The sequence below is a fragment of the Hymenobacter perfusus genome (genome assembly GCF_003944765.1).
GTDB lineage: Bacteria > Bacteroidota > Bacteroidia > Cytophagales > Hymenobacteraceae > Hymenobacter > Hymenobacter perfusus.
Window position 1 is genome coordinate 856,419 of the sequence record NZ_RWIU01000002.1, and the last position, 12,740, is coordinate 869,158.

Annotated in this window: 13 protein-coding genes and 1 riboswitch; of the genes, 5 read left to right on the forward strand and 8 right to left on the reverse strand. The window is 63.5% G+C overall.

The features are described from left to right. Positions 1 to 54: 54 nt before the first annotated feature. A riboswitch (cobalamin riboswitch) is annotated at positions 55 to 261 on the reverse strand. A 477-nt stretch (positions 262 to 738) separates the two neighbouring features. Continuing rightward, positions 739 to 1,719: a mechanosensitive ion channel family protein gene (locus EI293_RS09925; RefSeq protein ID WP_125437062.1), complete on the forward strand. Its 981-nt coding sequence runs from the start codon at positions 739 to 741 to the stop codon at positions 1,717 to 1,719. A 77-nt stretch (positions 1,720 to 1,796) separates the two neighbouring features. Beyond that, positions 1,797 to 2,678: a mechanosensitive ion channel family protein gene (locus EI293_RS09930; RefSeq protein ID WP_125437064.1), complete on the forward strand. Its 882-nt coding sequence runs from the start codon at positions 1,797 to 1,799 to the stop codon at positions 2,676 to 2,678. A gap of 1 nt (position 2,679) precedes the next feature. On the opposite strand, the gene EI293_RS09935 is transcribed toward EI293_RS09930, so the two are convergent. After that, positions 2,680 to 4,017 carry a DUF2254 domain-containing protein gene (locus EI293_RS09935; protein ID WP_125437066.1) on the reverse strand — a complete coding sequence of 446 codons (1,338 nt, stop codon included), beginning with the start codon at positions 4,015 to 4,017 and terminating at the stop codon, positions 2,680 to 2,682. Positions 4,018 to 4,044: 27 nt separating this feature from the next. Beyond that, positions 4,045 to 5,646: a mechanosensitive ion channel family protein gene (locus EI293_RS09940; RefSeq protein ID WP_170170326.1), complete on the reverse strand. Its 1,602-nt coding sequence runs from the start codon at positions 5,644 to 5,646 to the stop codon at positions 4,045 to 4,047. 354 nt (positions 5,647 to 6,000) lie between these two features. On the opposite strand from EI293_RS09940, the gene EI293_RS09945 reads away from it, so the two are divergent. The 3 genes from EI293_RS09945 (at position 6,001) to EI293_RS09955 (ending at position 7,703) form a co-directional block, all read left to right on the forward strand. Then, positions 6,001 to 6,351, forward strand: coding sequence for an ArsR/SmtB family transcription factor (locus EI293_RS09945; protein WP_125437070.1), 351 nt, complete (start codon positions 6,001 to 6,003; stop codon positions 6,349 to 6,351). 41 nt (positions 6,352 to 6,392) lie between these two features. Continuing rightward, complete coding sequence (locus EI293_RS09950) at positions 6,393 to 6,857, forward strand: DUF6428 family protein (protein ID WP_125437072.1); 465 nt, start codon at positions 6,393 to 6,395, stop codon at positions 6,855 to 6,857. Positions 6,858 to 6,929: 72 nt separating this feature from the next. Beyond that, on the forward strand, positions 6,930 to 7,703 hold the full coding sequence (locus EI293_RS09955; protein ID WP_125437074.1) for a metallophosphoesterase family protein: 774 nt from the start codon (positions 6,930 to 6,932) through the stop codon (positions 7,701 to 7,703). Between the two features lie 46 nt (positions 7,704 to 7,749). Here the strand turns inward: EI293_RS09955 and EI293_RS09960 are convergent, their stop codons facing one another. The 6 genes from EI293_RS09960 to EI293_RS09985 form a co-directional block, all read right to left on the reverse strand. Beyond that, positions 7,750 to 8,433, reverse strand: coding sequence for an MIP/aquaporin family protein (locus EI293_RS09960; protein WP_125437076.1), 684 nt, complete (start codon positions 8,431 to 8,433; stop codon positions 7,750 to 7,752). Between the two features lie 82 nt (positions 8,434 to 8,515). Beyond that, on the reverse strand, positions 8,516 to 9,565 hold the full coding sequence (gene arsS, locus EI293_RS09965) for an arsenosugar biosynthesis radical SAM (seleno)protein ArsS (protein ID WP_125437078.1): 1,050 nt from the start codon (positions 9,563 to 9,565) through the stop codon (positions 8,516 to 8,518). An 89-nt stretch (positions 9,566 to 9,654) separates the two neighbouring features. Continuing rightward, positions 9,655 to 9,987: an arsenosugar biosynthesis-associated peroxidase-like protein gene (locus EI293_RS09970; protein WP_068229436.1), complete on the reverse strand. Its 333-nt coding sequence runs from the start codon at positions 9,985 to 9,987 to the stop codon at positions 9,655 to 9,657. A gap of 56 nt (positions 9,988 to 10,043) precedes the next feature. Beyond that, a complete protein-coding gene (locus tag EI293_RS09975; RefSeq protein WP_246010591.1) occupies positions 10,044 to 10,871 on the reverse strand; it encodes an SDR family oxidoreductase in 828 nt (275 codons plus the stop codon). After that, on the reverse strand, positions 10,861 to 11,886 hold the full coding sequence (locus EI293_RS09980) for an NAD-dependent epimerase/dehydratase family protein (RefSeq protein ID WP_125437082.1): 1,026 nt from the start codon (positions 11,884 to 11,886) through the stop codon (positions 10,861 to 10,863). Before EI293_RS09980 ends, EI293_RS09975 begins: the two co-directional genes overlap by 11 nt. Next, positions 11,886 to 12,575 (reverse strand): TIGR04283 family arsenosugar biosynthesis glycosyltransferase, encoded by a 690-nt coding sequence (locus tag EI293_RS09985; protein WP_125437084.1) that lies wholly within the window; start codon positions 12,573 to 12,575, stop codon positions 11,886 to 11,888. The genes EI293_RS09980 and EI293_RS09985 overlap by 1 nt, the downstream gene beginning before the upstream one ends. Positions 12,576 to 12,740 lie beyond the last annotated feature (165 nt).

Sequence of the window (12,740 nt, forward strand, 5' to 3'; positions counted from 1 at the left end):
AAACCGGCCGGCCGTGGCAGCACCCAACAAGGCTCTCAGGTCGCGAAGAAGCCTCATCATCAACAGCGGCAGGCAGGTCTCCTGACTCAGGCCCGGTTCCCCGCCCTTCTCACCGGCCCTAGGGCGGCAATGGGCTGCGTGGGGGAGCCGTTGCCACCGGGGTGGCGGGCCATTACAGTAGCGCGTCTGTCCGGGAGTTGCACCCGGTTCCCTTTTCGGGCCCCGCCGACCGGCCGGGCCACCTACCGCTCGTCTGACTAGTAAAACAGACAAAGAACGTGGCCGCGAAGGTAGTAGGAATTCACTGCCGGAAGCCGTCGCGCAGGGCTTTGTCGATTTGCTCGACGGCGTCTGCCAAACCGGGGAGTCGTTCATGGCGCGCGCGACCCCGCGCAGCTCTACAACGCCACCACCAGCCGGCCTGAGCCATATTGTATCGACTTCTTGTACCAGCCGCTGCTGTCTGACGAGCAGGAGCAGGGCCAACTCGTTCGGCTGACGGCCAACCGGCACCTGCTTCCGCGACATTGCTTGCCCGGTTGGCAACGCTGCCTGCCTTCGCCGCTACTTACCAACAAGCGTTTATCGCCTCGCTGCGCCTGCTGCTGCAATTCCTCGCCCGAGGAAACTTTGGTCACGACAAGCTGATTTTTTACCCCCCTATTGGTACGGGCCCGTAAGAGGCATCGTCGGATTTTACCGGCGTCGGCGGGCCTTCATTCCTTTTTTTTTCAACGTATGGACTTTTCAATTGCCTGGCAGAAAATCAACCAGATGGGCCGTGATTTTATGGCGCTGCTCCCCAACCTACTCTTCGGGCTGGTGGTGTTCGTGGTCTTCGTTTTTGTGGCGCGGGGCGTGCAGTCGCTCGTCGAGCGGCTGGTGCAGAACCGGCACCAAAGCCAGAGCCTGAAGCTGCTGCTGAGCCGCTTATCTTACGTATCCGCCCTGCTGCTGGGAATTTTGGTGACGGTGACTATCATGGTGCCCAGCTTCACGCCGGCCAGCCTCATCAGCGCGCTGGGCGTGGGCGGGGTGGCCATCGGCTTCGCCTTCAAGGACATTTTCCAGAACTTTCTGGCCGGTATTCTGCTGCTGGTTACTGAGCCGTTTAAAATCAACGACCAGATAAAATACAAGGAATTCGAGGGCACCGTCGAAACGATTCAGACCCGCGCCACCACCATCAAAACCTACGACGGCCGGCGGGTGGTCATCCCCAACGCCGAGCTGTTTATCAACGTCGTGACCGTGAACACGGCCTACGATATGCGCCGCCTGCAATACGACATCGGTATCGGCTACGGCGACGATATTGGTCAGGCCCGCCAGCTCATTATCGAAGCCATGCGCGGCGTGGCGGGCGTGCTGGCCGACCCCGCCCCCGAGGCCCTGGTGGTAGATTTGGCCGGCAGCAGCGTTAACATCCGCGCCCGCTGGTGGATAAACCCGCCGCGCCGCGCCGACATCATGGATGCGCAGGACCGGGTGCTGGAAGCCATCAAAAACACGCTCACCGCCCACGGCATCGACCTGCCGTTCCCGACCCAGCAAATCCTGCTGCACGACCAGACTGAAACCACCGACGGCAACCGCAAAACCCAGCGCGAAGGCTGGCCCGCCGGCCCGGGCGAGGTGCCCCAGTCGCGGGCCGAAGCGCAGCGGGAGCAGGCCGAACAAGCCGCCGCCGCGCCTCAGCCGGAAAAAAGCGCGGACTGACGCCGCACCCGGCCGGTTGGCCGCCAACCGGCCGGGCTGCGTACTGAGTAACTATTCGCACTGCCATTTTTTGCTGCATGATTGAGATTCGCCGCACGTTTGACTTGCTTTCGCACAAGCTTCTGGGGTGGATGGAACAGTTTATTTTGCTGCTCCCCAACCTGCTGATTACTGCACTGATACTGGTGGCGACGGTGTTCGTGGCCCGGCTCACGCGGCGGGCGCTGGTCAGCGTGCTGCCGCGCATGTCGCCGGGGGCCGTTACGCTGCACAGCCTCATCAGCACGCTGGCCTATGTGACGGTGCTGCTGGTGGGTACTTTTTTCGGGCTCGAAGTACTGGGGCTCGACAAGACGGTAACCTCCCTGCTGGCCGGTGTGGGTATTATCGGGCTGGCGCTGGGCTTTGCCTTTCAGGATATTGCGGCCAACTTTATCAGCGGCATCATCATTGCCGTACAGCGGCCCTTCACGGTGGGCGACGTGATTCAGACCGAAACCTTTTTCGGTACCATCGAGCGCATCAACCTGCGCACCCTCGACCTGCGCCAGGTAACCGGCGAGCTGGTGCGCGTGCCCAACCGCAAGGTGTTTGAAAGCGCCGTCACCAATTTCACCGTCACCACCCGCCGCCGCGTCGATGTGGAGTGCGGCGTGGCCTATTCGTCCGATTTGACGCAGGTGCGCGCTGTGGTGCTGGCTGCCATGACCGATTTTCCGGAGCTGCTGGCCGAGCCCGCGCCGCAGGTGATGTTCACCAGCTTTGCCGACAGCGCCATCACGTTCAGCCTGCGTTTCTGGATTCCGTATCGGCGGCAGGCCGACTACGTGGGGGCCAGGAGCGAAGCCATCATGCGCATCAAGCAGGCCTTTGACGCGGCTGGCATCGTCATTCCCTTCCCCATGCGCACACTGGAACTGCCGGCCGAGGTGCTGGCCCGGCTAGGCGGTACCGAATAGCTCAGCCCCCGGCCGGCAGCGCCCGAAGCGCCGCCTGTAGCTCCTGGTAGCGGGCCCGCACCTGGTCGAGGTCGTAGGCCACGGCCAGGTTAGCTTCGGCGGCGGCCAGCGTGAGGTCGGCCTGCTGGCGCAGGGCCGCGCGGCTGGCTTCGGCCGAGCAGTGGGGTGCTACCTTGGTCAGGGCCAGCAGCAGGCGCAGATAGATGGCCAGGGCCGCCGCCGCGTTGGCCCGAACCTGGTCGAAGGCGGTGCCGAGGTAGCTGGTAAAATCCGGGTCGATGGTGAGCACGCGCACCTGCCCGGCCTCGGCGCGCACGGAGCTGGCCAGGTGCCGGCCGGCCAGCGTGCGCAGCAGCGCCCCCAGGCGGTCGACGCACATCACGGCCGTGGTCACGTCGTTGATGCCCGGCGACAGGGCTTTCAGGGCAATATCCACCAGCTGGCGCAGCCCGAAACCCACGTCCTGGTCGAGGGTGCGCTGGTTGCCGAGGCGGTAGCCGTTGGCCAATCCCTTGGCCAAATCGGATGCGGCGGGCAGGGGCCGGCCGTCGGGGCTGGCCACCGAGGCCAGCGTTTCCTCTTCCTGCACGAAGCTGCCAATGGCGTGCTCCATCCGCACGATGACGCCTGCTTGCTGGGCAAACGTCAGGAGCGCGGCGCGGTCGATGCCCTGCACGTAGCCCGTAGTGGGAGCGGGCAGCGGCTGCCAGTGTAACTCGGGGCCAGCGGCCAGGTCGGCGCGCTCGGCGGGCGTGGCGTCGTCGCCCAGGCGTGTAGGAAATACTTTGTCGAGCAGCTTAACCGTTTCATCGGCTACCCCGGCCACGATGTTGGCCGCCTGAATGGAGGAGGCAATGTGGTGAATAAAGAAAATCAGCATTCCGATGCTCACCAACGCCAGCAGCAGCCCAAAGGCCACCGCCAGCGACGGCACGAAGCCACCCTCGTCGCCGCCCCGAATGGTGCGCAGCACGGCCAGGCAGTACACGAAAATGCTCACGAAAAAGCCCATTACCACCTGGTTGGTGCGGTCCCGCATGAAGTTGCGCAGCAGCCGCGAGGTGTACTGGCTGGCGACCTGCGCCAGCGTGGAGAGCGTGAGCGAGAAGATGAGGCCCGCCACCGTAATCATGGAGCCGGCGATGGCCGAGAGCATGCCCCGCGCGCCGGCCGCGCCGGCCCCGAACAGCAGCGGGTAGCGGCTCGTCCAGCCGGCACCTACGTAGAGGTCGAGGTGCACCAGCCCGTAGGCGGCCCCGAGGGCGGCCAGCACCATCAGGGTGGGTACAAACCAGAGGCTGGAATCCAGGGTTAGCCACAGGGCTTTGAGCTTGTTCATATCCGGGGGTGTACCGCGGGGGCGGCCCTACGGTTGCATTCCGATGGGGGCGGGCGGAATGGTGCTGCCGGCCTCGGCCCCGGTGCGGGTGGCCCGGTAGTGCGGCGACATGATTTCGATGCCGGCGCGCGCGAATTCGTCCTGAATGTGCTGGTGCAGCAGCGAATACAGCCCCGCCTGTCGGTGGGGCAGCCGGGTATAGGCGTTGAGCTGGTAAGCCACGTAGAAATCATCGAGGCTGGTTTGCAGCACGAAGGGGGCGGGCGCGGCCTCCACGCCCTCGGTGGCGCGGGCGGCGGCTAGCAATAGCTCGTGGACTTTGGGCCAGGGCACGTCGTAGCCGATGGTCACGGCCGTGTGCAGAATCAGTCCCTCGTGCGCGGCGGCGGCCGTATAGTTGATGGTATGGCCCGAGAGGATGTTGGAGTTGGGAATGGTGACGTCCTCATTCTTGATGGTGCGCAGGCGCGTCACGAGCAGTGTTTTTTCGAGCACGTCGCCCGTCACGTCCCCGATTTTCACCCGGTCGCCCACCTTGTAGGGACGCATGTAGGTGATGACGATACCGGCAATGACGTTGCCGATGGCCGAGGTCGAGCCAAACGAAATGATAAAGCCCAGCAGCACCGACACCCCCTGAAACACCGGCGAATCGGAGCCCGGCAGATAGGGGAAAATCACGATGAACATGAACACGTAGAGCGCAAACCGCAGCAGGTTAAAGGTCGGCAGCGCCCAGTCGGGGTAAAAGCCCTCAATCACCAGCTTGCCCGCCGCCACCTCGCCCGCCAGAAAGCGCAGCAGGCGCACGGCATACGTGGTGAAGAAGTAGATAACCACGATGGTGAGCAGGTTGGGCACGTAGTGCACCACGCTCCACACCACGCGCTGCACCGGTCCCAGCACGTAGCCCAGTAGCTTGCGCGAGATGCCCTCGGTCCAGGGAAACAGCCCGAACAGCAGCGGCAGGGCCAGGTACAGCGTGAGGAGCACCAGCGTCAGGCGCAACAGCTTGAGTAGCGTGCGCAGCACTTCCAGCTGCCGCTCCTGGGTCAGTAATTCGTACCCGTTAATAATCAAGGGCTTGATTGGGCTGCCGCGCCAGCGCAGAATCCGCTGGTTGATGCCACGGAAAAAGCGGTTCAGCCCGTAAATCAGCCCGGCCAGCATGAGCAGGGTGAGCAGGGCCAGCCCGCCGCGCCTCAGCAGCTCGGGCAAGCTGCTGGCTTGCCGGGCGGTGGCCAGGCGGGTGCGCAAAATGGCGAGGTACTGCCGCGCTACCGCCGGCCGGGGCTGGCCCAGGGCCTGGGCCTCGGCCGCGCCCACGCTCAGCAGCAGCTGGTCGCCGTACACGATTTCCGAATCCTGCTCGGCATCCACCACGGTCAGCGAATCGGGGGAGAATAGCGGGGCCTGTAGCAAGCCCTCGAGCCGGCGCGCAATGGCCTCGGCCCGCTCCTTTGGCCCAAACGAGCCCACCCGGCCGTACACCCGAAACAGCGTGTCGGCGGGCGGCAGCACTACGGCCGCGCCCGTGGGCACCGGGGCGGCCAGCGAATCGGGTGTTTGGGCCGCCACTTCCGTGCAAAGCAGGAGGTAAATCGAGCCGACCAGAAAAGAAAGCCGCATTGTAGAAAGGTAGTAAGAAGACTTGTTACCGGATAGCCAAAATTGCCAGACGGGATTCGAAGCTAGCGCAAAAAAAAACACACTTCCCATCCGGGAAGGACTCAGACTAAGGTGGTTGCGGAGCCACTGACTGACTCCGCAACCACTCTGGAAACGGCTTGACGATGCTCAATTCCGAAGCGGGGGAAAATATACGTCATTCTATGTCGTAAGTATGCGACATAGAATGACGTATATTTACGACATTCTTTCAGGTCTGCTGTTTCTTCATGTGTTCCAGCGGACTTAAACCTCGCTCACCCACTTGCTGGCGGCAACGACTACTGCCCCGGCCCCTCCCGCTACTTCTCCCTCATGACCTACGCTAAAACCGCCGCCTTCACCGAAGAGCAACAACAATTAGCCCGCGTGGCTAAGGCCCTGGCCCACCCGGCGCGGGTGGCCATCATCCAGTTGCTGGCCAGCAAGCAGACCTGCATTTCCGGCGACATCGCCGCCGAACTGCCCCTGTCCCGCACCACCGTGTCGCAGCACCTGCAGGAGCTGAAGGCGCTGGATTTGATACGCGGCGAGATTGACGGCCTCACGGTCTGTTACTGCCTCAATACCGCGCTGCTGCAGCGGGTGCACCAGCAGTTTACCGCCTTTTTCATTGAGGCCACGAGCGGCGCTGTTTGCGGCCCCGATGATGCCTGCGCCTGCTAACTACCGTTACTTTAATTTTCCTCATTTTAAGCAGCAAAAACATGAAAATCAAAGAAATAAAGCAGGCCCTGACCGAAGTGGAAGCTATCAGTTTTCGCCTGCCCACGGGCGAGTACCTGCCGCCCCATTTCCACGTCACGGAAGTGGGTTTGGTGAGCAAGCACTTCATCGACTGCGGCGGCGTGGAGCGCCGGGAAACCGTGGCCAACTTCCAGCTCTGGGAGGCCGGCGACTACGACCACCGCTTAGCCCCTCAGAAATTCCTGCACATCCTGCAGCTCTCCGAGAAAATCCTGGGACGCGAAGACCTGGACATTGAGGTAGAATATCAGCAGCAGACCATCGGCAAGTTCGGCCTGACCTTCGACGGCACCGATTTCTTACTCACGGCCAAGCAAACGGCCTGCCTGGCCCAGGATGCCTGCGGCATTCCGGACGCCCAGCAATTCGCGCTGCCCCAGCTACAAACGGCCGGTGGCTGCACGCCAGGCGGCGGGTGCTGCTAAGCTGGCCAGGCGGCGCAACTCGCAAGGGTCGCGCCGCTTGATTTTTCTCCCTATTCCTTCCTCCCGATTTCGATGACGATTGCCTTTTTTTCCGACGTGCACGGCAACCTGCCGGCCCTGGAAGCGGTGCTGGCCGATATGGAGCAGCGCCGGCCCGACCTGATTTTCTGCCTCGGCGACCTGGTGGGCTACGCGCCCTGGCCCAATGAAGTGGTGAACGAGGTACGCCGCCGGGGCATCCCCACGCTGGCCGGCAACTACGACCAGGGCATCGGGCTGGCCAGCAGCAACTGCGGCTGCGCCTACAAAACCGACACCGAAAGGGACCTGGGCGCGCAAAGCATTGCCTACACCAACCACGTGGTGGGCGAAGAGGAGCGGCGCTACCTGCGCCTGCTGCCCAAGCACATGCGGCTGGAATATCAGGAGGAGCCCTGCACGCTGAACCTGCTGATGGTGCACGGCTCGCCGCGTAAAATCAACGAGTACCTGTTTGAGGACCGGCCCGAGGCCAGCTTTCTGCGGGTGCTGGCCGAGGCCAACGCCGATATTATGCTGTTTGGCCACACCCACAAGCCCTACCACCGCACCTTCGCCTACGAAGTGGCCGGCGAAACCCGCTACCGCCACGCCCTCAACATCGGCTCGGTAGGCAAGCCCAAGGACGGCGACCCCCGCGCCGCGTACCAGCTGCTGCACCTGGGCGAAAATACGAAGCTCACCGACCCGCACAGTGTGCGCTCAGAGTTGGTTCGCGTGGAATACGACGTGGAGAGGGCGGCGCAGGCGGTAGAGGCCTCGCCGCTGCCCAACGAGTACGCCGACATGCTGCGCAAAGCCTATTAACGACTGCTAATGCTCTTATATCTACGGTGGCTGCTGCCGCCGGCCTTCAACCGGCTTTTTCAGCAGGCGTAGCGGCCGGCGCCGGCTCCAGCAGCCGGTTGGCCAGCACGGCCAGCAGCACGCCGGCCAGCGGCGCGGTTACGTAGACCCAGGCGGCAGTCCAGTTGCCGCTCAGCAAAGCCGGGGCCAGCGAGCGGGCCGGGTTCATGGAAGCCCCGCTGAGGGGGCCACCCACCAGCGCCTCCAGGCCCACCACGGCGCTGATGATAAGGCCTACCAGCAGTCCTTGCTCGTAGTAGCTGGCCGTGACGCGCAGGATAATGAGCATCAGCCAGAACGTGAGGCCCAGTTCGACGCCAAACGCCTGGGCGGCCCCGTGGGCCGGCAGCGTGGCACCCAGCGACGAGCCGGGGGCCGCCAGCAACCACACTGCCCCGCTGCCCAGCCCAGCCCCCAGCAGCTGCGCTGCCACGTAGGGCAGCACCCGGCGGCCCGGAAACCGCCCCGCCGCCCAGAAGCCAATCGTCACGGCCGGGTTGACGTGCGCGCCGCTCACGTGCCCGAGGCCCTGAATGATAATGAGCACGATAAGCCCGAAGGCCGCCGCCACCCCGCCGTGGCCGATGTTGTGGAATTGCTCATCCACGACCACCGCGCCAGTGCCGAAAATGAGGAGGAAAGCGGTGCCGAGGACTTCGGCAAACAGGCATTGGCGTAAGGTTGGGGGCATAAGCTGGCCGGGCAGTGGGAAGTCAAAAAAGCCCGCGACCTGCCAGAACAGGCCACGGGCCGAAAAAAACGGGCGCTAAGCCCTAGGCCACCGTGCCGCCGCAGCTGGAGCCGGCACCCGCCGTGCAGCCGTAGCAGTGCTGGTTGAGCACGATGGGCCGTTGGGCCAGAGCCGCGGCGTCGAAGTCGCGGATGTGCTGGCTGGTGCTGGCCACGTGCAGGTCGAGCATCTGGTTGAAGTCGCAGTCGTAGAGGCCGCCGTCCCAGCCCACCGAAATGGTGTCACGGCACATCACGCCGGTAGCCGCCGTGGGGTTGAAGGCAGTCACCAGCTTTTCCATGTAGCCCGCGTAGTTGCCCGACTCCACCAGGTAATCGAGAAAGCGGCTCACCGGCAGGTTGGTGATAGCAAACAGGCTGTTAAAGACGATGCCGTGGTCTTTGAGCAGCGCCTGCTTGAACTGCCGCTCCAGGGCCGCCTGCGGGCCGGGCATAAAGGCGCCGGCCGGGTTATACACCAGGTTCAGGGTCAGACCGCTGCCGGGCTGGCCGTAGCCCACAGCGTTTAGCATTTTGAGTGCCTTGATGGAGTCATCGAACACACCGTCGCCGCGCTGGCGGTCGGTTTTATCGGCCGAATAAAAGGGCAGCGAACTAACCACCTCCACGCCGTGCTTTTTGAAAAACTCGGGCAGGTCGTGGTATTTCTTATTAGCCACGATGATAGTCAGGTTGCAGCGCACCAGCACCTTGCGGCCCAGGGCCGAAATCTGCTCCACAAACCACCGGAAGTCGGGGTTCATCTCGGGCGCGCCGCCGGTGAGGTCCACCGTCGGAATATTGTTCTGGGCCAGCGCGTTGAGGCAGAGCTGCATCGTCTCGCGGGTCATGATTTCCTTGCGGTCGGGGCCGGCATCTACGTGGCAGTGCTTGCACACTTGGTTGCACATTTTGCCCACGTTGATTTGCAGCACCGCCGGCGCTACCGGCGTGAGCGGAAACAACCCTACCTCGCGCATCTTGTGGTGAAAAGGTGGTAGGTGCAGCACATCCACCACTTCCTGGCGCAGCACGGTGAGCTGAAAAGCCGAGTCGGCGAGCTGATTGCCGGTAGCCTTGAGGGATTTTGTCATGGAAACGGGAGGCTGTCTATTAATTCGATAGATAAAAAATAACGTTCATGTTGAGCGCTGCACTCAGCATGAACGTGCTTGTTTCTTAATTACATCGATAACTCTTTGACTTTGTTCATCATCTGCACGCCGTGCACCAGCGTGGCCCCGCCGCGAATGGCGGCAGCTACGTGCACGGCCTCCATCATTTCGGGCTCGGTGCAGCCTTTTTCGAGCGTGTCGGCCGAGTAGGCGTCGATGCAGTAGGGGCACTGCACGGCGTGGGCCACGGCCAGGGCGATGAGCGACTTCTCGCGCGCCGTGAGGGCGCCTTCGGCAAATACGGCCCCGTAATAAGCGAAAAACTTATCGGCAAATTCCTTCTGAAACTCGCCGATGTTGCCAAATTTCTTGAGGTCAGCGGGGTTGTAATAGGTTTCCATGTGCGAAGCTTTAAGTTTAAATACGAAAAAAACGGGTAAAACAGATTGCCAGTGAGCTATTCGTAGAACTTGCGCAGCCGGCGCTGGGAAGTTAACACCACCCAGTCGCCCAAGCGGGGCAGCAGCGCGTGCACCACCAAAATAAGTCGGCCCAGCGCTGAAATGACCGTGCGCCGCCGCCGCCGCCGTACGTGGCTCAGGATGATGGCTGCCACCTGGGCCTGCGATTTTTGCCAGCGCGGCGGGCGGTGCGCGATGGGCACAGGCTGGCCCGCCGCATCAAGCACGCGCTTATCGGGGTCGTTCTGGGTGAAGCCGATGTACACCACCCCGAAATGCACGCCGGTATCAGCCAGTTCCAGGCGCAGGGTGTGGGCCAGGTTGGCCAGCGCTGCCTTGCCGGCGCAGTAGGCCGAGCCGCTGGGCATGCCGTTGAGGGCCGAGATGGAGGAGATGAACGTGACGCTGCCCCTGGCCGCTATCAGGTGCGGTAAGGCCGCCTTGAGTGGGTACACCGAGCCGTAAACGTTGCTGTCGAACACCTGCCGAAACACTTCGGGCTGCATGTCAGCAAAGTAGGCCCGCTGCGAAATACTGGCATTGGTAATAAGCACATCGAGCCGGCCGAAAGCCGTGAGGGCGGTGGCCACCAGCCGCTCGCAGGCAGCATAGTCAGTCACGTCGGCCACGCAGGCGGCCACCAGGTAGCCCTCGGCGGCCAGGGCCTGGCGGGTGGCTTCGAGGCGCGCGGGCTGGCGGCCGTTGAGTACCACGGCGGCTCCCAGCCGGCAAAAGGCGCGGGCCGTTTCGCGGCCGATACCCGATTCGGAGCCCGTGATGAGCACAACCTGTCCCGCCAGTGGCCCGGCCGTTTTACTGGACATAGTCGTGGGTTTTAAACCAGGCGAAGGCTTCGGCAACGGCTTGGGTGATGGGCGTTTGGGGGAGCGACAATTCGTGACGGGCTTTTTGGGCCGTGAAGTAGTGGCCATCGTTGGCCACGGCCGTCATGGCCGAGTTGACCTGGGCAGGGCGGCCGGTGAGGCGGGCCTTAAGGTCGCAAGCTGCACCATAAAAATTAGCCACCGGCGGCGGCAGCGGCCAGCGTGGCGGGTCTACGCCCAGTACGCCGCTTATCAACTCAAAGGCCTCGCGGTAACTCAGGTTCTCATTGCCCAGAATGTACGACTCGCCCACCCGGCCCTGGGTGAGGGCGTTGACGGTGGCCACGGCCACGTCCTGCACGTGCACGTAGTTTTTGCCCCCCAGCGGGTAGCCGGGCAGGCGGCCGGCGTGCAGTTCCAGCAGCAGCGCGCCGGAGGTGGGCCGGGCATCGCCGGGGCCCAGCATAAAGGTGGGGTGCACCAGCACGGCGGGCAGCTGCTCGCGGGCCACGGCGGCCAGCACCAAGTCAGTAGCGGCGCGCTTGCTGTCCATGTAGTCAAGGCCGTAGCAGCGGCCGGCGTAGGGCCGGGTTTCGTCGCCGGGCCGGGCTTGGGTGCCGAAGCCGAAGACATTGGCGGTGCCCACGTACACGAAACGCTCAATTCCTGGCTGCCGCGCCATGCGGAGGGCATTTTCGGTGGCCCCCAGATTGGCCAGAACTACGGCCGGGTTGCGGGCCGGATTGACCTGGGCCACCGCCGCAGCGTGAATGATGGCCCCACAGCCCGCGGCGAGATGCGTCATAGTTGCTTTGGCGGCAGCCGGAGCTAAATCAAATTCGCACACCTCAATGGGCAGCGAAGCCAGGGGCGGCAGGGCCGCGCTGGCCGGGCTACCGGGCCGCACCAGCACCCGCACGGGGTAGCTGCGGCGCAGCAGCTCGGCCACGAGGTGGCGGCCCAGAAAGCCGTTGGCACCCGTTACGAGCACGCGGGGGAGCGGAGCGGGCGGCATCAGCGGTAGTTGAGTAAGGCTTTGTAGGTGCGGGCAATGCGCGGCGGCGACACCTTGAGGAAGTACAGAGCGAAGGCCGTGAGGTTGGCCAGCTGCACGCGCAGCCAGGAGTTGGTTGCGTACTTACGCGCCGACACCACTACGTTCTGCGGCACGATGTGGAAGCTGGCCACCCGCCGGATGCGCTGGATAAGCTCGAAGTCCTCCATTATCACAAACCGCTCATTGAAGCCCCCCAACTGCTCAAACAGCGCCCGCGTCACAAACAGGGTCTGGTCGCCGCCCCGGCTCATAATGCCTTTGAAGCGTGTGCCGTAGCTATTAATACGCAGCAGCGGGTGCGGCGAATCGAAGCGGAAGCGGTAGCAGCCCGCCGCGTGGCCCTGGGCCACGGCCGCTCGTACAGTCGCCACGTAGTCGGGGTGGATGCACACGTCGGCGTGCACGAAATAGAAAATATCGCCCTGGGCCTGCCGCGCTCCGTGGTTCATTTGCACGGCGCGGCCGGATCGGGGGGACTGTAATACGGTAGCCCCGGCGGCGCGCGCTACCTCGGCGGTACCGTCGGGGCTGGCGGCATCCACCACCAGAATTTCCACGGTGCCCGGCGGGGCGTAGCGGCGCAGGTCGGCCACCAGCCGGCCGATGTTGGCGGCTTCGTTGTAAGTGGGAATAATAACGCTGAGCATGGTGAAAAAGGATACGCGGCTGCAACTTCCGCCTAAATTAGGGAGTGTTTACAATTAGAGCCAGGTCAAGGCGGCAATCAAGCAGCAGGTGGCAAAGTAGTTCGCCGCTCGTTTATCAAAGCGGGTCGCCACAGCCCGGAAGCGTTTTAAGCCGTTAATGGCTCG

Bases quoted from the DNA above. Each gene is read 5' to 3' on its own strand.
- EI293_RS09925 (WP_125437062.1), top strand. From the start codon at position 739: ATGGACTTTTCAATTGCCTGGCAGAAAATCAACCAGATGGGCCGTGAT.
- EI293_RS09930 (WP_125437064.1), top strand. From the start codon at position 1,797: ATGATTGAGATTCGCCGCACGTTTGACTTGCTTTCGCACAAGCTTCTG.
- EI293_RS09935 (WP_125437066.1), bottom strand. From the start codon at position 4,017: ATGAACAAGCTCAAAGCCCTGTGGCTAACCCTGGATTCCAGCCTCTGG.
- EI293_RS09940 (WP_170170326.1), bottom strand. From the start codon at position 5,646: ATGCGGCTTTCTTTTCTGGTCGGCTCGATTTACCTCCTGCTTTGCACG.
- EI293_RS09945 (WP_125437070.1), top strand. From the start codon at position 6,001: ATGACCTACGCTAAAACCGCCGCCTTCACCGAAGAGCAACAACAATTA.
- EI293_RS09950 (WP_125437072.1), top strand. From the start codon at position 6,393: ATGAAAATCAAAGAAATAAAGCAGGCCCTGACCGAAGTGGAAGCTATC.
- EI293_RS09955 (WP_125437074.1), top strand. From the start codon at position 6,930: ATGACGATTGCCTTTTTTTCCGACGTGCACGGCAACCTGCCGGCCCTG.
- EI293_RS09960 (WP_125437076.1), bottom strand. From the start codon at position 8,433: ATGCCCCCAACCTTACGCCAATGCCTGTTTGCCGAAGTCCTCGGCACC.
- arsS (WP_125437078.1), bottom strand. From the start codon at position 9,565: ATGACAAAATCCCTCAAGGCTACCGGCAATCAGCTCGCCGACTCGGCT.
- EI293_RS09970 (WP_068229436.1), bottom strand. From the start codon at position 9,987: ATGGAAACCTATTACAACCCCGCTGACCTCAAGAAATTTGGCAACATC.
- EI293_RS09975 (WP_246010591.1), bottom strand. From the start codon at position 10,871: ATGTCCAGTAAAACGGCCGGGCCACTGGCGGGACAGGTTGTGCTCATC.
- EI293_RS09980 (WP_125437082.1), bottom strand. From the start codon at position 11,886: ATGCCGCCCGCTCCGCTCCCCCGCGTGCTCGTAACGGGTGCCAACGGC.
- EI293_RS09985 (WP_125437084.1), bottom strand. From the start codon at position 12,575: ATGCTCAGCGTTATTATTCCCACTTACAACGAAGCCGCCAACATCGGC.